The organism is Rhodococcus sp. NPDC060086, from assembly GCF_042730275.1.
Taxonomy (GTDB): Bacteria; Actinomycetota; Actinomycetes; order Mycobacteriales; family Mycobacteriaceae; genus Rhodococcus.
In genome coordinates this window covers 1-19,000 of sequence record NZ_JBHWWZ010000029.1, presented here as the reverse complement: position 1 = coordinate 19,000, position 19,000 = coordinate 1, and the positions used below count along the sequence as shown (strand labels likewise).

The window sequence follows — 19,000 nt, the reverse complement described above, 5'->3', positions numbered from 1 at the left end:
CAGTTCCCTGCGTGGCGTCTGTCACTGTGCTTCTCCCGTGTGTTCGTTCCAGCCGTCGGTCCACTGTGCATGCGAGAGCCAGTGCGCGGCGCGCTCTGCACGTTCCCGGACCGCAGCGACGTACTCGGCGTCGTCGAGCGAGCCGGCCTGGTCGCCGAGCAGATTGACGTGCCCGATCTTGCGGTCTTTGCGTTCGCCCTTGCCGTAGAGATGCACGCGCACATCAGGCATCCGGGCGAACAGGTGATGCAGCCGCTCGTCCATGCTCATCGCCGGAGATTCCGGAGCACCGAGGACATTCGCCATCACGACCACAGGTGCGAGCGGTGTCGTGTCGCCGAGCGGGTAGTCGAGCACCGCGCGCAGGTGCTGCTCGAACTGCCCTGTCCGCGCACCGTCCATGCCCCAGTGGCCGGAGTTGTGCGGGCGCATCGCGAGTTCGTTGACGATCAGCTCACCGGTCTGTGTCTCGAACAGTTCGACGGCCATCACACCGACCACGCCGAGTTCGCCAGCGATCCGCAAAGCGAGATGTTCCGCCGAGGCGGCGACATTTGCAGGCAGGTTCGGTGCGGGCGCGATCACGACGGCGCACTGGCCGTCGCGCTGCACGGTTTCCACCACGGGCCAGCTCGCACCCTGGCCGAACGGCGAGCGGGCGACCATCGCCGACAGCTCCCGACGCCACGCGACCTTCTCCTCCGCGAGCAGCGGCACACCGCGGTCGAGTTGCTCGGCAACGATCCGCTCGAGTTCGGACTCGTCGTCGACGATCCACACGCCGCGCCCGTCGTACCCGCCGCGGGCGGCCTTGAGGACGAACGGCCATCCGAGGTGTTCCCGTGCCTCAGTGAGGTCGCCGACCGAGGTGATCTCCGCGAACTTCGGCATCGGCGCACCGAACGCTCCGAGCCGCTTGCGCATCGCGATCTTGTCCTGCGCGAAGATCAGAGCCTGCGGCGGCGGCAGCACAGCCACACCCTCGCTCTGCAGAACTTCGAGGTGCTCGGTGGGGACGCCTTCATGGTCGAAGGTGAGCGCGTGGGCACCGGTAGCGGCGCGACGCAGCGCATCGAGGTCGTCGTGGCTGCCCAGCACGACGTCGGGGCTCACCTGGGCGGCCGGTTCGTCCTCACTGGCCGCGAGCACACGCAGGGTCTGGCCGAGAGCGATCGCAGCCTGATGCGTCATCCGTGCGAGCTGGCCACCACCGATCATCGTCACGACGGGCATTCCGGCCGTCAATGCGCGGGGGGAGTCGGATCTGGGAAGCGAGTCAGGTCTACCGGTCACAGCTGACAATGGTGTCACAGCGGGGGGATGCAGCCGCGCGGCGCCGTCGTGCGGCGATCCGATGAACATTTCGAGACGAACCTTCCGATTCGTCACATTTCCGTGGTATGTCTGAGAATTTTTCGTTGTAGTTCGTAGAAACCGCTCCGGGTTTCGTAGACTCGGCCGAGTGTCCGTCGTCGATGATGCTTTGAGCCGCTTTCCCGCACCGCTACGGGAGCTGATGCTGCGTCATCGCGAACTTGTCAAGTTCGCGATCGTCGGTGGTACGACGTTCGTGATCGACTCCGGAATCTTCTACACCCTCAAGCTCACGGTCCTCTCGGAGAAGCCCGTCACGGCGAAAATCATCGCGGGTGTGATCGCGGTGATCTGCTCGTACGTCCTCAACCGCGAATGGTCGTTCCGGAACCGCGGCGGGCGGGAACGCGCGCACGAAGCGTTCTTGTTCTTCTTCGTCAGCGGCATCGGAGTGGTGCTCAGCTTCATTCCGCTGTGGATCTCGAGTTACGTATTCAATCTGCGGGTGCCCGAGGTCAGCCTCACCGTCGAGAACATCGCCGACTTCGTCAGCGCGTACATCATCGGGAACCTGCTGCAGATGTTCTTCCGCTTCTACTGTTTCAAACGGTTCGTGTTTCCCGACGAAACCGGCCCGGACGTGCACATTATCGACGCGCGGGACGAACCCGACCTCGACAGGGCCTGACCACACGCTCTCACCGCGGTTCCCGGGCACCGTCCGCACGTACCGCCGTCCAATCGCGTGCCGCGCCGAGGAACATCGCGAACAACGCAGGTCTGCGCCGCTGCAGTTCGAGGCGTCCACCATCCGCTTCCGCGAGCGCGCGGGCAAGTGCGAGACCGACACCGGTGGATCCCCGACCAGAGAACCCTCGATCGAAGATGTGCGGGACCATGTCGTCGCTGACGCCTTCTCCTTCGTCGCTGACTTCGACGCACACCGTCGAGTCCCCTCTCATCGCGACCTGCCGCACGGACACCGTGCAGGTCCCCCCGCCGTGCGCGAGCGCGTTGTCGACGAGGACGGCCGCCGCCTCGCGCAGACGCGACGCAGTCACGGACGATCGCAGAGACGGGTCGCCGCGAAGCAGCAACTCTCGGCCCGCATCCTGGTACGGACCTCGCCAGTCCGCGATCACCCCGGCGAGCTCCCCCACCACCGAGACCTCGGTACGCAGTTCCGCGCCACTGTTCCGTGACTGACGCACCAACCCGTCGATAGCGGTGGTGAGGCGATCCACCTGAGCCATCGCTGCCTCAGCCTCCTCGACCACCAGCGGATCTTCGTGCGTGGACAGCTCGTCGAGCCGCAATCGGATCGCGGTCATACGCGAGCGGAGCTGGTGAGAGACGTCCCCCACCAGTGCATGCTCGCGCTGCAGACGACCCGAGATCTCTACTGCGGCGGAATCGAGCACGTCCGAGACCCGGTCGAGCTCGACGATGGAATGACGCCGCGGCACCGGCCTGAAGTCGCCCTCGGCGAGCCGGGCGGCGCGGGACGCCACGTCACGCAGCGGGTCGGCCAATCGTCGCGCGGTGGCCACGGCCACGAGTGCTCCCACCGCCACGGACAACAGCACGAGGAAGCCCACAGCAGCGAGCACCTGGTGTTGCAGCGTGCGCATGCCATCGGAGGGCGCTTCGAGCCGCAGGGATCCCGATGTACCCATCGACAGCGATTCGACGAGCGGATTCTCCAAGGGGAGACCACCGATGTCGAGGCGCGCCACGTCGTTCTCGGGTGTGGGATACACCACCACCACCCGCCCGCCGTCCGGCACCAGCAGTCGTAGCGAGCTGGTATCGAGTCCGCCGACGACGAGGCCGTCGGTGCCTTCCTGCGCGATGATCTCGTCGGACATCCGCTCGAGCCGATCCTGCAGGTCCCGGCGCGTGGTGTCCTCCACGAACAGATAGGCCGTGAAAGCGAGAGGTAGTCCCAGCAGCAGAGCTACGAGCAGCACTGCGGCCAGGACGGCGTTCAGGATGCGCCTGCGCATCGCCGCGCCCCTTCTGGTCGGTGTTCAGCTCTAGTCGGTGTTCAGCCGGAAACCGACCCCGCGCACAGTCGCGATGCGGCGTTCCCCGGCGGGTCCCTCATCGCCGATCTTCCGGCGCAGCCACGACATGTGCATGTCGAGGGTCTTCGAGCCACGGAGGTCGGCGTCACCCCACACCTCGTCGAGGATCGCGTCGCGCGAGACCACCTGGCCGGCGTGTTCGAGCAGGACACGCAGGAGTTCGTATTCCTTGTTGGCGAGGGTGACCTCGGAGCCGTCGACCAGCACACGCCGGGCCGCATGTTCGAGGCGGATTCCCGACACCTCGACGACGTCGTCCGCTTCGCCGCCACCGCGGCGGCGCAGCAGCGCGCGGACCCGCGCCATCAGTTCGGCGAGCCGGAACGGCTTGCCGACGTAGTCGTCGGCGCCTGCGTCGAGACCCACCACGAAATCGACTTCATCGGTGCGCGCGGTGAGCATCAGCACCGCCAGGTCGGAACGGTTCGCCCGGATCTGACGGCACACTTCGAGGCCGTCCATCCCCGGCAGTCCGAGGTCGAGGATCAACAACTCGTAGTTTCCGGAGAGCGCCTGTTCGAGCGCGCGAGGTCCGGTGGACTCGGTGGTCACCTCGTAGCCTTCGCGCCCGAGGGCCCGGGACAGAGGTGCAGCGATCGCTTCGTCGTCTTCCGCTAGCAGAACGGTGGTCACGCCGTCAGCCTACGGACCGACCGGCGGGAAACCGGCTCACCACGCCAAATCACCACGCCTTGCGATGTCTCTCACCCTCATCCGGGGGGCGCGCGGCGGAACGGTCGGTGGAGTGCACATCGAACGCCGTCCGGTACAGCAGCGTGTGGACATTCTGGACGTCGGGAATGTTGTCGAACTCGAGTGGGTCGTCGGCGGCGGAGACCACGACGAGGGTGCCGGTGCGCAGGAGTCGGTCGACGAGTCCGTGCCGGAACTGCACGTTGCTGATCCGCCCCATCGGGATGTCGATCCCCGAATGGGTGATCACGCCCTGGCGCACCAGCACGCGCCGATCGGTGACGATGAAATGCGTGGTCAGCCACCGGATGAACGGAACGAGACACCGCCACACCACGATGGTCGCCCACAACACCAGGACCGCGATCACCACGAAGACGGACGCTCCTCCGTCGAGTCGGGTCTGCGCGAATCCCACGAGGAACCCGGCCACAGCTGTGGCCGGCAGGAAGACGAGGATGGGGACGATCAGCATCTTGGCGTGTGGATGACGGTGGAGCAGCAGGTTCTCGTCCGGTGCGAGGGCGTCCTCCGGGTATCCCATGGGCACCACGATGGCACACCCGATCACCGTGCCCGAGTCCCTGCCCGTCTACACCGGCCGGAGGTGTGTGATGTCACCCGCAGCGATCGCGACCGGCTCGCCCTCGCCGTCCGGTTGGATGACGATGCGGCCCTGCTCGTCGATGTTCACAGCGACGCCGTGCAGTTCTGTGTCGCCGGGCAGGATCGCGCGCACCCGCCTGCCGATGGTGCTGCACCGGTCCCGGTACGCGTCGGCAGCGGCCGTGGGGTCCCAACCGTGCCGCTCCCACTGACGGATGCGCTCACCGAACGACACGAGCAGAGCCTCGGCGAGCCTCGTGCGATCGAGTTCGCGGGCACCGGCAAGCAACAGTGACGTTGCCGTGGGCACCGGTAGTTCGTCCTCGGTGAGCGTGACGTTGATCCCGACGCCGACAACGACCGTGGGAACCGGAGAGGTCGATGCGACCTCGACGAGAATGCCTGCGAGCTTACGACCGTCGACGAGGACATCGTTGGGCCATTTGAGCTCGGCCGGAACACCGGTGACCTCGCGGACGGCGTCGACCGTCGCGATGCCGGTGAGCAGCGGAAGCCAACCGAGGTCCGGAAGGGCGACGCCGGGCAACTTCAGCAGCACCGACACGATCACCTGCGCACCGGGAATCCCGTTCCAGGCCCGCGCATGCCGTCCACGTCCGCCACTCTGGAACTCGGCAAGCAGGACCCGCCGGTCGCCGGATGTGGCCTCGGCGAGCAGGTCGGCGTTCGTCGAGCCCGTTTCGTCGACGACGTCGAGGCGATCGTAGAACCCGGCACCGTCTTCTACGCCGTCCACCAGTACGTTCTGCAGCCGCGACACGTCGAGCGGCATACGCAGATCGGGATCATTCGGCAATTCGGGGTTCCGGGACATGAGCCCAGCCTAAAGTGGGCGAAAACAGATACTGGCCGGTAGCTCCAGTTCAATAATTGAACGCACACCGACCTCCGTGCGGCGGTGCAGATTGACGATCGCTAAGCTGACTGCCCATGACCACTGTCCAGGAGCCGTCCGCGCCCGAGGCGGCGAGTACGCCCGATATCCACACCACCGCCGGCAAGCTGGCAGACCTGCGCGAACGGCAGGCCAAGGCTCAGGCTCCGGTCGGTGAAGCAGCCATCGAGAAGGTCCATGCCAAAGGCAAGATGACCGCCCGTGAGCGCATCAACGCGCTCCTCGACGAGGGCTCGTTCGTCGAAATCGATGCGCTCGCCCGCCACCGCAGTACCAATTTCGGCCTCGCCGACAACCGCCCCGTCGGTGACGGCGTCGTCACCGGCTACGGCACCGTCGACGGTCGTGACGTCTGTGTGTTCTCCCAGGACGGCGCCGTCTTCGGCGGCAGCCTCGGTGAGGTCTACGGCGAGAAGATCGTCAAGGTGATGGACCTGGCGCTGCGCACCGGCCGCCCGCTGGTCGGAATCAACGAAGGCGCAGGCGCTCGTATCCAGGAAGGCGTCGTCTCGCTCGGTCTCTACGGCGAGATCTTCCACCGCAATGTGCAGGCCTCCGGCGTGATCCCCCAGATCTCGCTCATCATGGGCGCCGCAGCAGGCGGGCACGTCTACTCCCCCGCGCTGACCGACTTCGTGGTGATGGTCGACCAGACCAGCCAGATGTTCGTCACCGGCCCCGACGTCATCAAGACCGTCACCGGCGAAGACGTCACCATGGAAGACCTCGGTGGCGCTCAGACCCACATGGTCAAGTCCGGTGTCGCCCACTACGTCGGCGACGACGAGCAGGACGCCCTCGACTACGTCAGGGACCTGCTGTCGTACCTGCCGTCGAACAACCAGGCCGCGGCACCGCGCACCGCGCCGACCGACCCGATCGCCGGGTCGATCGAGGACTCCCTCACCGACGAGGACCTCGAACTCGACACGATCATCCCGGATTCGGCGAACCAGCCGTACGACATGCACGAGATCATCCGTCGCCTGCTCGACGACGACGAGTTCCTCGAGGTTCAGGTCGAGCGCGCCAAGAACATCATCGTGGGCTTCGGTCGTGTCGACGGCCGCAGCGTCGGAATCGTCGCCAACCAGCCGATGCAGTTCGCCGGCTGCCTCGACATCGACGCCTCCGAGAAGGCCGCACGCTTCGTGCGCACCTGTGATGCGTTCAACGTCCCGATCATCACCCTGGTCGATGTCCCGGGCTTCCTGCCCGGTACCGACCAGGAGTACAACGGCATCATCCGCCGCGGCGCGAAGCTCCTCTACGCGTACGGCGAGGCGACGGTCGGCAAGATCACCGTCATCACCCGCAAGGCGTACGGCGGCGCGTACGACGTGATGGGCTCGAAGCACATGGGCGCCGACGTGAACCTCGCATGGCCGACGGCGCAGATCGCCGTCATGGGCGCCTCGGGTGCCGTCGGGTTCGTGTACCGCGGCAAGCTCAAGGAAGCCGCCGCGAACGGTGAGGACGTCGACGCATTGCGCCTCGAGCTGCAGAACGAGTACGAGGACACTCTTGTGAACCCGTACATCGCAGCAGAGCGCGGTTACGTCGACGCGGTCATCCCGCCGTCGCATACTCGCGGCCAGATCGTGTCCGCGCTTCGACTGCTCGAGCGCAAGATGGTCTCGCTCCCGCCGAAGAAGCATGGGAACATTCCGCTGTGACCGCGCTGACCGAGGAAAAGATCATCACTGACGCAGAGCTGACCGCCGCGACCATCGGTGCCCTCGAGGACACCGCCGGTCCTGCGACCGCAGACGCAGAGACGGCAGCGACCTCCGATGCTCCCGCTCTCCGCATCGTGAAGGGCAACCCGACCGACGCCGATGTCGCGGCGTTGGTCACCGTCCTCGCGGCTGCAGCCGCGGGCGGCGCGCCCGAAGGTGACGGGAAGCCGCCGGAAACCTGGGGCGCCCCTACCCGGATGCACCGACAGTGGGCTCCGTTCTCGCCGTACTCGTATCCCAACCTCGGCTGATCGATGCCCCGATTGGTTCTCGCTTCGGCGTCGCCGGCACGGTTGTCCGTGCTGCGCGGCGCCGGGGTCGAGCCGTTCGTCCAGGTGTCGGAAGTCGACGAGGACGCGATCATCGCGGAACTCGGCCCCGACGCGCTGCCGGAGGTCGTGGTCACCACGTTGGCCCGCGCCAAGGCCACTGACGTTCTCCGCAGACTCACCGCAGAAGGCACTGCTTCCGACGATCTCGTCGTCATCGGCTGCGATTCGATGCTGCTGTTCGACGGGAAACTCCAAGGCAAACCGGGCACCGTCGAGGTGGCCCGGGCCCGCTGGAAGCGCATGTCCGGGCACAGCGCGGAGTTGCTCACCGGACACAGCGTGCTGCGTGCGCGCGGCGGGCAGATCGTTGCCCAGGCCGACGATCATTCCGGCACCGCTGTGCGTTTCGGCACTCCATCCGACGCCGATCTCGAGGCCTACCTCGCGACCGGTGAGGCTCTGCAGGTCGCCGGAGCGTTCACGCTCGACGGCCTCGGCGGCTGGTTCATCGACGGCATCGAGGGCGATCCGTCGTCCGTGATCGGGATCGGTCTGCCGCTCGTCCGGCGACTGCTCGCCGATGCCGGAGTCTCCGTCGCCGACCTCTGGTCCTCGAACCCTTCAGCACATGAGTGACCCCGGCACGTCCGAAGGCAGTTTCGAACGCCTTCGGCAGGACCCGTTCTTCGACGTGGTCGTCGACCTCGTCGCCGGCTACCTCGCCACCGCCTTCACCGATCCGGACTCGGTAGCGGGCGAGAAGTGGACGTTGACGTGTCTCCCGGCGCACAACGACAAGGCGGGGATGACCCGTCTGTTCTCACTCCGCGTCGGGCCGCTCGAGGTTCTCTACATCGATCAGTACACCGAGAACGGCGAGACGGTCGACTACCGCACCGTGATGGTCACCTCGACATCCGCTCTGACCCGGGAACTCGGATGCCCGCTCGACGATCTCCTCCTGCGCTATCCACTGCTGCGTTTCCGTCCTGTCGAGGATGCCGCCGCAGGCGGCGACGCCGTGGCGATCGACTGGTTCCTCTCCGACGACGGCGCCGACGATCAGTTCTTCACTCTGCCGCTCGACGAGTCCACGATCGCACCGCTGGCAGAACGGCTGGCCGACAAGGAGCTCGGCCCGAACCCTCGGTCCCACAACCGATGGTTCGCGCAGTACGTGCTCGATGCGATCGAAGACGATGACTGACAGTTCGATTCGCCTACCCAAGGTGCTCGCATCGGGAGACGACGACAGTGCCGTCGACGTGGTGCGAGAGTACTTCTACGAGGCTCTGGTCAAGACCGGCCGGATCCGCAGCGGAGCGCTGTGGGACGAGTGGGATTCGACGAGCACGCGACAGCGTGACGTCGATGTCTTCACGGCCGACGATCTCGTTGCCGTCACTCTCTTGTCGGTATCGGTGGATCCCGATGGCGCACAGGTGCTTCTGAGGGAACGTCACGCCGAGTTCACCGAGCTGTTGCGCGAGATCGGACCCGACCGTGATCTCGTCGACGAGGCAGACGAGATCACACCCGAGTCGCCCACGTGGCGGCTGGAGACGGCACTGTGGACGGTGCCGAGCATCGGTCGCACGATCGCCTCGAAACTGATCGCCCGCAAGCGCCCCCGGCTGTACCCCGTCTACGACCGGGTCGTGGGCGAGGTTCTCGGAACGAGAACGGCGCACCTGGAGCCGATCCGACAGGCGTTGCGGGCGAACGATCGGGAGCTACACCATCGCCTCGTCACAGTGCGGGAACGTGCAGCTCTGCCTGCGACGGTCCCTGCGATCAGGATTCTCGATGTTCTCGCCCGCATGCAGGTGAAGTCGCCGCGCTGACGCAGTTCCGTTCCCGAGCAGTTCCGGCGGTCACGCTCCGGTCGTCGCGCGACGCAGCGCCACGACCATCGTGTCGGCCTTCGACTTCGCCCGGCTTGCGTCGACACCGGTGAACAGCTCGTCGACCGACTCGTGCCACAGCACCCGCCAGCGCTCGAACCGCTCGGGTGTCAGGTCGTACTTTCCGTGCAGCGCGCGGTGGACGGGTATGAAGGCTCCCTGGTAGCGCGTCGTACGGAAGAGGATCTGCTCCCAGAAGTCACCGACGACCACGAGGTGCTCGTCGAGGCCCACGATCGCGAGGACCTCGAACACCGGGGCCAGCAGAGGGTCGACCATGGCCCGTTCGTAGAAGACTCTCACCAGCCGATCGATGTCGGCACGCGACGACAGTTCGGTGCGGCGAGGTCGGCTGGAGGTCACACCCACCGAAGGTACCGCCTAGAATCGACGACGCACCTGCCACCACTGCCTCAGGAGCCCCTGTGCCCGTCGCGCCCGATCCCACCACTTCTTTCGCTTCCTACTCAGACCCCAGCCGCCTCGTGTCCACCGAGTGGCTGTCCGCTCATCTGGGCCACCCCGAGGTCAAGGTCGTCGAATCAGACGAGGACGTGCTCCTCTACGACGTCGGGCACATCCCCGGCGCAGTGAAGGTCGACTGGCACCTCGATCTCAACGATCCCGTCACCCGCGACTACATCGACGGTGCTGCGTTCGCCGCGCTCATGGACCGCAAGGGAATCCGGCGCACCGACACGGTCGTGATCTACGGCGACAAGTCCAACTGGTGGGCCGCATATGCACTGTGGGTGTTCACGCTCTTCGGTCACGAGGATGTCCGTCTGCTCGACGGCGGTCGCGACGCGTGGATCTCCGAGAACCGCGACACCACCCTCGACATCCCCTTCACCACGACGAGCGGTTATCCCGTCGTCGAGCGCAACGATGCCCCCATCCGGGCCTTCAAGAGCGACGTGCTCGAGCACCTGGACAACGGACCGCTGGTGGATGTCCGGTCGCTGCAGGAGTACACCGGCGAACGGACCCACATGCCCGACTACCCGGAGGAAGGCGCGCTCCGCGGCGGCCACATCCCCACCGCGGTGTCGATTCCGTGGGCGAAGGCAGCGGCACCGGACGGTCGGTTCCGTTCGCGCGCCGAACTCGACGAGATCTACGCGGGCATCGGCAAGGACGACGACGTCGTCGCGTACTGCCGCATCGGCGAGCGGTCGAGCCATACCTGGTTCGTACTGACTCACCTCCTCGGATACCCGCACGTGCGCAACTACGACGGTTCGTGGACCGAGTGGGGCAACGCCGTGCGCGTCCCGATCGCCAAGGGCGAGGAGCCGGGGGCTGTTCCCGCATCATGAGCATCCCCGCACCACTCGCCGAGATCGTCGACGACTTCGCTGCCGTCGAGGGCCAGGACAAACTTCAGTTGCTCCTCGAGTTCAGCCGCGAACTACCGCCGCTGCCTGCAGAACTCGAGGAAGCAGGCATGGAGCCGGTCCCCGAATGCCAGTCGCCCCTGTTCCTCTCCGTCGACGCCACCGACCGGGCACACGTGAAGCTGCATTTCAGTGCGCCCGCCGAAGCACCCACCACGCGCGGTTTCGCGTCGATCCTGCATCAGGGACTCGACGGACTCAGCGCGCAGGAGATCCTCGACGTACCCGACGATTTCTATTCGGATCTCGGTCTCGCAGCCGCGGTCAGCCCGTTGCGGCTGCGCGGTATGAGTGCGATGCTGGCGCGCATCAAGCGGCATCTGCGAGTCTGACGGGTCATGGAGTTCACGGAGCTCGCCGACTACTCGATCCCGGCGGGGGTCTTGATCGAGTGGTTGCCCTGCGCCGAGCAGGACGCCTGGCGTCAGGATCCCCGTCCCGCGTCGTACATCCATGAGGCACATCTGCGCCGGGCCGCAGACCCGCGGTCCGGCCAGGGCCGGGAATCGTGGCTGGGCACCGCATTCGAGATCGCCGGGCCACTCGATACCGACATCTTCGGCCGTGCCCTCCAGCGTTGGATCGACCGGCACGAACCCCTGCGCAGTCAGACGACGTTCGCGGCGGACGATGATCCGGCCGGTGCCCTGGTCCGCCGGACTGCCCCACCCGGCAAGGTGTCGGTGCGGCGCATCCAGCACGATCCGGCCGACTCCACCATGGTCCGTACACAACTCCACTCGTTGTTCGACGACTACACGACACCGCACCTGTGGCCCGCATACGTGTTCGCGACGCTGGCCCACGAGTCCGCCCCTCCGAACACCCCAGGCGAAAACACCGCGTTCACCGTGTTCTTCGGTGCCGATCACTCGATCATCGACGGCTACTCCATCGTGCTCGTCGCTCACGAGATCACCGCGCTGTACGAGGAAGAACGGACCGGCCGAGCAGCCGAATTGTTCCCCGTCGGCAGCTACATCGACTTCGGGGCAGAGGAGCGTGCCGACGCCGGCGACCTCGACGCCGATCACGAGGCGGTACGGATCTGGCGGACGACGCTCAGGAAGACAGGCGGCGCGATGCCCGAATTCCCGCTGCCGATCGGACGACGCACCGCCCGGACGACACCCCAGAGGCGCCTGTCCGAGCGCTGGTTCGACAGCGACGATGCCACGCGATTCTCGGAGCGATGTCGCGATGCCGACGCCGGATTCTTCTCGGGTCTGCTCGCGTGTTTCGGTCAGACCGCCGTAGACCTCGTCGGCACCGATCACTTCCGCACGGTCGTTCCGTCACACACCCGGACCGGACCGATGTGGGCCGGATCCCTGGGGTGGTTCGTGGGGCTCCGGCCGATCGATCTCGACTTCGGGGGCTCTCCCGGTTTCGTCACCCTCGCGGGCCGCGCAGCGCAGGAGCTGCATCGCACCCGCGCGAGCGCGCGCATTCCGTTCGACAAGGTCGGTGAGCTCCTCGGCGTGCCCATCCGTCCACGATTTCTGGTGTCGTACATGGACGTCCGGTTCGTGCCCATGGCAGCTCAATGGCCGGAAGCGAATGCACGTGCGCTACGGAGCCGCAGCTATACCCACGACGTCTACATCTGGATCAACCGGACACCCGAGGGACTCAATGTCTCTGCGAGATTCCCCGACAATCCCGAGGCCTCGTCGAACGTTCCGGCATACCTGGGTGGAGTGCGCGAACTGATGCATCGGTTGAATACCTCCGGGCCGTGGGCTCCCGACCTGGAGATCCACGAGCTCCCAGCTACCGGCCGGTAGTATTGTGTGCTCGACTGCGCGCCGTAGTGTGTAGAGGCCATCCGGTTACATCGTCTATCCGATTGGTGCTTAGACTGCCGACGACGGAAATAACCTAACGATCGATCAACAGGAGGCTCCGTGCCCAGTCATGCCAGCGCGCAGATCTCGAAGGTGCTTGTCGCGAACCGCGGTGAGATCGCTGTGCGGGTCATCCGAGCCGCCAAGGACGCAGGCTACGGAAGTGTCGCGGTCTACGCCGAACCCGACGCAGACGCACAGTTCGTGAAGCTCGCAGACGAGGCGTTCGCCCTCGGTGGCCAGACCTCCGCCGAGTCCTACCTGGTGTTCGACAAGATCCTCGACGCCGCGGCCAAGTCCGGCGCCGACGCGATCCACCCCGGCTACGGCTTCCTCTCCGAGAATGCCGACTTCGCGCAAGCAGTCATCGACGCAGGCCTGATCTGGATCGGCCCCTCGCCGCAGTCCATTCGCGACCTGGGCGACAAGGTCACCGCGCGCCACATCGCCGAGCGCGCCAAGGCTCCGATGGCGGCCGGCACCAAAGACCCGGTCAAGAACGCCGACGAGGTCGTCGAGTTCGCCAAGCAGTACGGCGTGCCTGTCGCCATCAAGGCGGCCTTCGGCGGTGGCGGTCGCGGCATGAAGGTCGCGCAGACCATCGAGGAGATCCCCGAGCTGTTCGAGTCCGCGACCCGTGAGGCCATCGCCGCCTTCGGTCGCGGCGAGTGCTTCGTCGAGCAGTATCTCGACAAGGCCCGCCACGTCGAGGCCCAGGTCATCGCCGACCAGCACGGCAACGTCATCGTCGCAGGCACGCGCGACTGCTCGCTGCAGCGCCGCTTCCAGAAGCTCGTCGAAGAGGCTCCCGCGCCTTTCCTGACGGACGATCAGCGTGGTCGCATCCATGCGTCCGCCAAGGCCATCTGCAAGGAAGCCGGCTACTACGGCGCAGGCACCGTCGAGTACCTGGTGCAGGGCGACACGGTCTCGTTCCTCGAGGTCAACACCCGCCTGCAGGTCGAGCACCCGGTCACCGAGGAGACCGCGGGCATCGACCTCGTTCGCCAGCAGTTCCGCATCGCCAACGGTGAGAAGCTCGAGCTCACCGAAGATCCGGCACCGCGTGGCCACTCCTTCGAGTTCCGCATCAACGGTGAGGACGCAGGCCGCGGCTTCATGCCCGCGCCCGGCCCCATCAGCGTCTACAAGGAGCCGACGGGCCCCGGCGTGCGCGTCGACTCGGGCGTCGTCCAGGGCGACGTCATCGGCGGCCAGTTCGACTCGATGCTCGCCAAGCTGATCGTCACCGGCGAGAACCGCGAGCAGGCGCTGCAGCGCGCCGCCCGCGCCCTCGCCGAGTTCGAGGTCGACGGTCTCGCCACGGTCATCCCGTTCCACCGCCACATCGTCGAGAACCCGGCGTTCATGGGCAGTGTGGATGAGAACGGGGTCGAGAAGTTCGACGTCTACACCAAGTGGATCGAGAACGACTGGGACAACACCATCGAGCCGTTCACCGGCGGTGGTGCAGCAGACGACGAGGACGAGGCACTGCCGCGTCAGAACGTCGTCGTCGAGGTCGGCGGTCGCCGCGTCGAGGTGTCGCTGCCCGGTCAGTTCTCGCTCAGCGGCAACGGTGGCGGCGCTGCAGGCGCCATCCGCAAGAAGCCGAAGGCACGCAAGCGCGGCGGCGCAGGCGGCGGCAAGGCCTCGGGCGACGCTGTGACCGCTCCGATGCAGGGCACCGTCGTCAAGGTCGCGGTCGCCGAGGGCCAGGAAGTCGCCGAGGGCGATCTGATCGCAGTGCTCGAAGCCATGAAGATGGAGAACCCGGTCACCGCGCACAAGGCCGGGGTCGTCACCGGTCTGTCGGTCGAGCCGGGCGCCGCCATCACTCAGGGAACGGTCCTCGCCGAACTCAAGTGATGATGCACCGAGCTGGGTCGCACTGAGCTGAGACATGCTGAGCTGAGACACGCTGAACAAGTCGACGGCGCCCACCCCGAACTGGGGGTCGGGCGCCGTCGCTTTCTCCACCCCAACAGTCCGGAAGGCAGCTGATGGAACCTGTCGAGATCAACGCAGGCAACTGGTACCTGCTCGCACGCGAGCACGCCGCCTGGGCCGACGACACCGCGTACAGCTGGTCGGTGTGCGAGTCGACGACCGCCGACGTGCAGGCCACCGTCACGCTTCTCCCCGACGGTGCGCTGAGCGGGACCGCGATCGACGGTCACGCCGACGCACTCGACGCGGCCCTCGCCGCAGTCACGAGATTTGCCACGGGAGCGCTCGGGCTGACCGTCCACGATGCGTGATCCGTACCGCCCTGCCCGGCTCCCACTACTCTGGGAACATGGCCGAACTGCCTGAAATCCGAATCGGTACCGCAGAGCGTGAAGAAGCGGTCGCGTTGCTCGGCGAGCATTTCTCGGCCGGTCGCCTGTCCCTCGTCGAATTCGACGATCGTGTCGCCTTTGCGGCACAGGCCGTCACTCGGGCCGACCTTGTTCCGTTGTTTTCCGATCTGCCGTCGGCACCGTCGTTCCTGGACGAACCCCCATCCGGCACCGTCGCCACCGACCTGCTGACACTGGTCCCGTTCGCGCTTCTCGCCCTGGTCCTCATGGTCGCGGTCCGGCATCCGATCGCCATCCTGCTCGGATTCGTGATCCTGTTCGTGGTCGTCCGACGAGGACTACGACTGATGCGAGAGCCCGGATCGGGGTGACGAGCTGACTGTGCCCGGTTCTTCCTGGTCTCTCCGGTCATCCTGGTATCGACGGTCGTCCTGGTATCGCGTCGCTCCGTTGGTCCTCGCGACGATCACGATTACTTTCATGCTGCTGACGCCCGGCGGCACCGTGCCCAGCGGTCCTCCCCACACCGACAAGATCACGCACGCATTGATGTTCGCGGTGCTGGCCTTCTGCTCCCGATACGCCCGCGTCTCACCGATCGTCACCGTCGTGTGGCTCGCGGTCTACGGCATCGCCACCGAGATCCTGCAGGCCACGGTCGCGGTTCGGCGGTCGGGTTCGTTCTGGGATTGGTGCGCCGATCTCGTCGGTGTCGCGATCGGCCTGGCGATCGCCGTCGGTATCGGTCGGCGAGTTCGTGCCGGTCAGGCGCAGTAGACCACCAGCCCTATTCGACAGGTGGAGTGTTCTCGGCATCGATCATCCGGGTACGCAATGCCTGCAGGCTGTCGTCGTCGAGGCCGAGTCCCGACGCGAAGTATTCGTCGATCGTGCCGTATCGACGCAGCGCCTCGTCAATGGCCGCTTCGAGGTATTTGCGCTCGACCCCGAGTAACGGGACGAGCAGTGAGCGATCGCCGCCGAGCTTCTCGAAATGTACGAACATCTCCTCGAACATCGGAAGCAGCGACTCGTTCGTCAACATGTAGTCGCCGAAGACGTCTTCCTCTGTCGCACCTGCGAACATGAGCAGAGCCGCGGCGGCCCAACCGGTCCGATCTTTTCCGGTCGTGCAGTGGATGAGCGCGGGAACATCACCCATCGCGATATCGAGATACATCCTCCGATACGAACGCTGCGCGCTCGACAGTGTGACGAGGTCGCGGTACGTCTCGAGGAGAAACTGTTCGCCTCTCCCACCTCCGAATCCGCGCGCCGCCTGCACGGGATCGGCCGCTATGTCTCCCATTGCAGCCGCAATCGACCCCTCGTCCTTATCGGCGAGTACATCGAGGTCCACACCCTTCGCTCCGGGTGGCAACCTGTCCGGGGCCTGATCGCGTTCGTCTACCGTCCTCAGGTCGAACACGGTGGTGATCTTCAGCGCGGCGAGGACGTCCAGATCAGTGTCGGTGACACCACTCAGGTCGGTTGACCTGAACACCACTCCGGTGCGAATCGTCCCGCCGAAACTACTCGCGCTGCCCCCGATATCCCGCAGGTTGGCCAACGAAGGAACTGCGAAAGCCGCCACACCAGGGTCATTGCCCACCGCATCGGTCATACGCAACAAGCTACCGTCGGCGAGGATATTCGGTGGCCACTTGCGACACCGAACATCACTGTCGGATGGACTGCACCTCGGTGTCGATCATCCGGGTACGCAATGCCTGCAGGCTGTCGTCGTCGAGGCCGAGCCCAGTTGCGAAATATTCGTCGATCGTGCCGTAACGCCGCAGCGCCTCGTCGAAAGCACTCTCGAGGTATTTTCGCTGCACCCCAAGAAGCGGCAGAAACAGAGCACGGTCGCCACCGGCGGCTTCGAACCGGGAGAACATCTCCTCGAACTTCGGTAGCAACATCTCGTTCGTCAACATGTAGTCATCGAAGACATCTTCCTCGCTCGCACCCGCGAACATGAGCAGCGCCGCGGCGGCCCAACCGGTCCGGTCTTTGCCCGCGGTGCAGTGAATGAGCGCCGGAACATCTCCATGAGCGATACCGGTGTACAACTGCCGGTACGAGGTCACTGCACTCGGCAGGGTGATGAGTTCTCGGTAGGTGCCGAGCAGATGCTGCTCCGCGCGCCCATCCCCCAGATGAGTTGCGGCAGCAACAGGGTCGGCGACCACGTCGCCGAGAGATCCCGCGACCGAACCCGTCGGACGATCCGCGAGCACATCGAGACCTACGAGCTTCGCGCCATCGGGCAGCCGATCCGGGCGTCGCTCACGTTCCGCAGCTGTCCGGAGGTCGTACACAGCTGAAATCTGCAGCGAAGTGAGGACATCGACATCGGTGTCGGTGAGATCGGCCAACGCTGTCGAGCGAAATACCACACCGGCGCGAATGGCGCCTCCGAACGAGCTGGCTATCCCACCGATGTCTCGGAGGTTGACGAGCGACGGAACCACAAAAGTCGGCGTGACATCGGTCGTGTCCACGGCATCGGTCATGCCATCCAAGTTACGCAACATGCTCCGATTCAGCAGCATACGATCCCAGCTTCCGATTCATCGATCATTTGTTCTATTTTTGTTGCGCATCGCTCATACGTTCTATATAATTCGATCATGGGTGGGGACCTCTGGAAACTCGACAACACACAACTCATGGCCGAGACGCTCGCCGTCTCCGCCGAAATCCATACCTGGCAGGTACACCGCGTCGACCTGATGATCGAAATGGTCGAACGCGACACCGTCAAAGAACACGGCTACCGCAGCCCCGCCCACTGGCTGTGTGCCGCCACCAACCTCGAGGTCGGTGAATGCCACCGCATCGAAACACTGGCACGGCTACTGCGGCTGGAACCGGAAGTACGCGAAGCCTATTCATCCGGGCTGTTGGATGCGGAGAAAGCTCGGCAGATCGCCTACTTCTGCCAGCACTACCCCCGCACCATGAACCCCTGCGACTTCGAGAAAGCCCGCACCATCCTGATCGAGCACGCCTCCGAGCGGGTCGCCACGAAAGCCACCGTCCGAGCCGTGATCCGCCGACTCGAACACCTCTACAACACCGGCGACGGACCACCACCGGGCGAAGACTCCTCACGCAACGAACTGTTCGTCTCCACCACCTGGCACGGCCGGGTCGTCATCAAAGGCGAGTTCGACGCCGTCACCGGTGCCCGCCTGCGGCATCTGCTCTCCCCACTTTCCGCGCCGAGGCCCGAGATAAACGGCATCAAAGATAATCGGCCGGCATCGAAACGCACCGCCGATGCCTTCGATCAGCTGTTGCAGTTCGTCGAAGCCGCCGGCCTCGTCCCGGTCGAGGGCGGAGTGAAGCCGCACGTCACGGTCACCGCCTCCATCAAAGATCTGACCAAGAACGCCGCGGTGAAAGAACTGTTCACCCACAGTCCCGAGCATGGGTATGCGACCGAGCCCTGGGCGGGCCCGTTGTCGATCGATGCCGCCCGGATGCTCGCGTGCGATTGCCAGGTCACCCGAATCCTGCTCGACGAACACGGCGTACCGCTGGCACACGGACAGACCCGCCGCACCGCAAGCAAAGAGCAGCGACGCGCCCTGACCGTCCGAGATGGCGGATGCGCCTTCCCCGGGTGTTCGACACCCCCGGCGTGGGCAGATGCGCACCATATTCACCACTGGGTCGACGGCGGCGACACCGACCTCGACAACTTGGTGTTGCTCTGCGGACATCACCACCGGTTGATGCATCACACAGACTGGCACGTGGAAATCACGGAAGAGCGTCGGCCGCAGTTCATCCCTCCCTCGAGTGTGGATGTGTTCCGTATGCCGATCCCGGGGAGCAGGCCGGATCTGGTCGCCTGACCTGCAGATCGACGAATACAGCCACCGTTACCAGGGCACCCGTGTGCCCTGGTAAC

At 65.5% G+C, this 19,000-nt stretch carries 22 protein-coding genes; 14 read left to right on the top strand and 8 right to left on the bottom strand.

Annotation, left to right across the window (positions count from 1 at the left end; all coding sequences use genetic code 11):
- Positions 1-21: 21 nt before the first annotated feature.
- On the bottom strand, positions 22-1,293 hold the full coding sequence (locus ACFWB0_RS16480) for a 5-(carboxyamino)imidazole ribonucleotide synthase (RefSeq protein ID WP_378491540.1): 1,272 nt from the start codon (positions 1,291-1,293) through the stop codon (positions 22-24).
- 223 nt (positions 1,294-1,516) lie between these two features.
- Between ACFWB0_RS16480 and ACFWB0_RS16475 the strand changes: the two genes are divergently transcribed.
- The gene (locus ACFWB0_RS16475) at positions 1,517-2,002 is read left to right on the top strand and encodes a GtrA family protein (protein WP_378491584.1); all 486 of its coding nucleotides are present in this window, start codon (positions 1,517-1,519) and stop codon (positions 2,000-2,002) included.
- 10 nt (positions 2,003-2,012) lie between these two features.
- Here the strand turns inward: ACFWB0_RS16475 and ACFWB0_RS16470 are convergent, their stop codons facing one another.
- From ACFWB0_RS16470 to ACFWB0_RS16455, 4 genes are read right to left on the bottom strand one after another with little or no spacing between them, the layout of a single operon-like run.
- Positions 2,013-3,320 carry a sensor histidine kinase gene (locus ACFWB0_RS16470; protein WP_378491539.1) on the bottom strand — a complete coding sequence of 436 codons (1,308 nt, stop codon included), beginning with the start codon at positions 3,318-3,320 and terminating at the stop codon, positions 2,013-2,015.
- Positions 3,321-3,350: 30 nt separating this feature from the next.
- Positions 3,351-4,034 (bottom strand): response regulator transcription factor, encoded by a 684-nt coding sequence (locus ACFWB0_RS16465; protein ID WP_378491538.1) that lies wholly within the window; start codon positions 4,032-4,034, stop codon positions 3,351-3,353.
- Positions 4,035-4,083: 49 nt separating this feature from the next.
- Positions 4,084-4,638 (bottom strand): PH domain-containing protein, encoded by a 555-nt coding sequence (locus tag ACFWB0_RS16460; RefSeq protein ID WP_378491537.1) that lies wholly within the window; start codon positions 4,636-4,638, stop codon positions 4,084-4,086.
- A 48-nt stretch (positions 4,639-4,686) separates the two neighbouring features.
- Positions 4,687-5,535, bottom strand: coding sequence for a biotin--[acetyl-CoA-carboxylase] ligase (locus ACFWB0_RS16455; RefSeq protein WP_378491536.1), 849 nt, complete (start codon positions 5,533-5,535; stop codon positions 4,687-4,689).
- A gap of 116 nt (positions 5,536-5,651) precedes the next feature.
- Here ACFWB0_RS16455 and ACFWB0_RS16450 point away from each other — a divergent pair, with 116 nt between their 5' ends.
- Genes ACFWB0_RS16450 through ACFWB0_RS16430 form a run of 5 tightly spaced genes read left to right on the top strand, consistent with a single transcriptional unit; the run spans position 5,652 to position 9,471 of the window.
- Positions 5,652-7,292, top strand: coding sequence for an acyl-CoA carboxylase subunit beta (locus ACFWB0_RS16450; protein WP_378491535.1), 1,641 nt, complete (start codon positions 5,652-5,654; stop codon positions 7,290-7,292).
- On the top strand, positions 7,289-7,606 hold the full coding sequence (locus ACFWB0_RS16445; RefSeq protein WP_378491534.1) for an acyl-CoA carboxylase epsilon subunit: 318 nt from the start codon (positions 7,289-7,291) through the stop codon (positions 7,604-7,606). Before ACFWB0_RS16450 ends, ACFWB0_RS16445 begins: the two co-directional genes overlap by 4 nt.
- 3 nt (positions 7,607-7,609) lie before the next feature.
- A complete protein-coding gene (locus tag ACFWB0_RS16440) occupies positions 7,610-8,263 on the top strand; it encodes a Maf family protein (RefSeq protein WP_378491533.1) in 654 nt (217 codons plus the stop codon).
- Positions 8,256-8,834 carry a hypothetical protein gene (locus tag ACFWB0_RS16435; RefSeq protein ID WP_378491532.1) on the top strand — a complete coding sequence of 193 codons (579 nt, stop codon included), beginning with the start codon at positions 8,256-8,258 and terminating at the stop codon, positions 8,832-8,834. Before ACFWB0_RS16440 ends, ACFWB0_RS16435 begins: the two co-directional genes overlap by 8 nt.
- On the top strand, positions 8,827-9,471 hold the full coding sequence (locus ACFWB0_RS16430; RefSeq protein ID WP_378491531.1) for a DUF6308 family protein: 645 nt from the start codon (positions 8,827-8,829) through the stop codon (positions 9,469-9,471). Before ACFWB0_RS16435 ends, ACFWB0_RS16430 begins: the two co-directional genes overlap by 8 nt.
- Positions 9,472-9,501: 30 nt before the next feature.
- On the opposite strand, the gene ACFWB0_RS16425 is transcribed toward ACFWB0_RS16430, so the two are convergent.
- Positions 9,502-9,894: a group III truncated hemoglobin gene (locus tag ACFWB0_RS16425; RefSeq protein ID WP_378491530.1), complete on the bottom strand. Its 393-nt coding sequence runs from the start codon at positions 9,892-9,894 to the stop codon at positions 9,502-9,504.
- A 62-nt stretch (positions 9,895-9,956) separates the two neighbouring features.
- On the opposite strand from ACFWB0_RS16425, the gene ACFWB0_RS16420 reads away from it, so the two are divergent.
- From ACFWB0_RS16420 to ACFWB0_RS16390, 7 genes are all read left to right on the top strand, one after another.
- Positions 9,957-10,850 carry a sulfurtransferase gene (locus tag ACFWB0_RS16420; protein ID WP_378491529.1) on the top strand — a complete coding sequence of 298 codons (894 nt, stop codon included), beginning with the start codon at positions 9,957-9,959 and terminating at the stop codon, positions 10,848-10,850.
- Positions 10,847-11,260 carry a SufE family protein gene (locus ACFWB0_RS16415; protein ID WP_378491528.1) on the top strand — a complete coding sequence of 138 codons (414 nt, stop codon included), beginning with the start codon at positions 10,847-10,849 and terminating at the stop codon, positions 11,258-11,260. Before ACFWB0_RS16420 ends, ACFWB0_RS16415 begins: the two co-directional genes overlap by 4 nt.
- Before the next feature lie 6 nt (positions 11,261-11,266).
- Positions 11,267-12,715, top strand: a complete 1,449-nt coding sequence (locus ACFWB0_RS16410) for a condensation domain-containing protein (protein WP_378491527.1) — start codon at positions 11,267-11,269, stop codon at positions 12,713-12,715.
- A gap of 120 nt (positions 12,716-12,835) precedes the next feature.
- Positions 12,836-14,644, top strand: coding sequence for an acetyl/propionyl/methylcrotonyl-CoA carboxylase subunit alpha (locus ACFWB0_RS16405; RefSeq protein ID WP_378491526.1), 1,809 nt, complete (start codon positions 12,836-12,838; stop codon positions 14,642-14,644).
- A 134-nt stretch (positions 14,645-14,778) separates the two neighbouring features.
- Positions 14,779-15,036, top strand: coding sequence for a hypothetical protein (locus ACFWB0_RS16400; protein ID WP_378491525.1), 258 nt, complete (start codon positions 14,779-14,781; stop codon positions 15,034-15,036).
- 38 nt (positions 15,037-15,074) lie between these two features.
- Positions 15,075-15,449, top strand: coding sequence for a DUF1707 domain-containing protein (locus ACFWB0_RS16395; RefSeq protein WP_378491524.1), 375 nt, complete (start codon positions 15,075-15,077; stop codon positions 15,447-15,449).
- Between the two features lie 109 nt (positions 15,450-15,558).
- A complete protein-coding gene (locus ACFWB0_RS16390) occupies positions 15,559-15,855 on the top strand; it encodes a VanZ family protein (RefSeq protein WP_378491523.1) in 297 nt (98 codons plus the stop codon).
- A 10-nt stretch (positions 15,856-15,865) separates the two neighbouring features.
- On the opposite strand, the gene ACFWB0_RS16385 is transcribed toward ACFWB0_RS16390, so the two are convergent.
- Positions 15,866-16,702, bottom strand: a complete 837-nt coding sequence (locus ACFWB0_RS16385) for a tyrosine-protein phosphatase (RefSeq protein ID WP_378491522.1) — start codon at positions 16,700-16,702, stop codon at positions 15,866-15,868.
- Between the two features lie 55 nt (positions 16,703-16,757).
- The gene (locus tag ACFWB0_RS16380; RefSeq protein ID WP_378491521.1) at positions 16,758-17,594 is read right to left on the bottom strand and encodes a tyrosine-protein phosphatase; all 837 of its coding nucleotides are present in this window, start codon (positions 17,592-17,594) and stop codon (positions 16,758-16,760) included.
- A gap of 117 nt (positions 17,595-17,711) precedes the next feature.
- Here ACFWB0_RS16380 and ACFWB0_RS16375 point away from each other — a divergent pair, with 117 nt between their 5' ends.
- The gene (locus ACFWB0_RS16375) at positions 17,712-18,944 is read left to right on the top strand and encodes a DUF222 domain-containing protein (RefSeq protein ID WP_378491520.1); all 1,233 of its coding nucleotides are present in this window, start codon (positions 17,712-17,714) and stop codon (positions 18,942-18,944) included.
- Positions 18,945-19,000 lie beyond the last annotated feature (56 nt).

Bases quoted from the DNA above. Each gene is read 5' to 3' on its own strand.
- ACFWB0_RS16475 (WP_378491584.1), top strand. From the start codon at position 1,517: ATGCTGCGTCATCGCGAACTTGTCAAGTTCGCGATCGTCGGTGGTACG.
- ACFWB0_RS16470 (WP_378491539.1), bottom strand. From the start codon at position 3,320: ATGCGCAGGCGCATCCTGAACGCCGTCCTGGCCGCAGTGCTGCTCGTA.
- ACFWB0_RS16460 (WP_378491537.1), bottom strand. From the start codon at position 4,638: ATGGGATACCCGGAGGACGCCCTCGCACCGGACGAGAACCTGCTGCTC.
- ACFWB0_RS16455 (WP_378491536.1), bottom strand. From the start codon at position 5,535: ATGTCCCGGAACCCCGAATTGCCGAATGATCCCGATCTGCGTATGCCG.
- ACFWB0_RS16450 (WP_378491535.1), top strand. From the start codon at position 5,652: ATGACCACTGTCCAGGAGCCGTCCGCGCCCGAGGCGGCGAGTACGCCC.
- ACFWB0_RS16440 (WP_378491533.1), top strand. From the start codon at position 7,610: ATGCCCCGATTGGTTCTCGCTTCGGCGTCGCCGGCACGGTTGTCCGTG.
- ACFWB0_RS16435 (WP_378491532.1), top strand. From the start codon at position 8,256: ATGAGTGACCCCGGCACGTCCGAAGGCAGTTTCGAACGCCTTCGGCAG.
- ACFWB0_RS16430 (WP_378491531.1), top strand. From the start codon at position 8,827: ATGACTGACAGTTCGATTCGCCTACCCAAGGTGCTCGCATCGGGAGAC.
- ACFWB0_RS16415 (WP_378491528.1), top strand. From the start codon at position 10,847: ATGAGCATCCCCGCACCACTCGCCGAGATCGTCGACGACTTCGCTGCC.
- ACFWB0_RS16410 (WP_378491527.1), top strand. From the start codon at position 11,267: ATGGAGTTCACGGAGCTCGCCGACTACTCGATCCCGGCGGGGGTCTTG.
- ACFWB0_RS16400 (WP_378491525.1), top strand. From the start codon at position 14,779: ATGGAACCTGTCGAGATCAACGCAGGCAACTGGTACCTGCTCGCACGC.
- ACFWB0_RS16395 (WP_378491524.1), top strand. From the start codon at position 15,075: ATGGCCGAACTGCCTGAAATCCGAATCGGTACCGCAGAGCGTGAAGAA.
- ACFWB0_RS16390 (WP_378491523.1), top strand. From the start codon at position 15,559: ATGCTGCTGACGCCCGGCGGCACCGTGCCCAGCGGTCCTCCCCACACC.
- ACFWB0_RS16385 (WP_378491522.1), bottom strand. From the start codon at position 16,702: ATGACCGATGCGGTGGGCAATGACCCTGGTGTGGCGGCTTTCGCAGTT.
- ACFWB0_RS16380 (WP_378491521.1), bottom strand. From the start codon at position 17,594: ATGACCGATGCCGTGGACACGACCGATGTCACGCCGACTTTTGTGGTT.
- ACFWB0_RS16375 (WP_378491520.1), top strand. From the start codon at position 17,712: ATGGGTGGGGACCTCTGGAAACTCGACAACACACAACTCATGGCCGAG.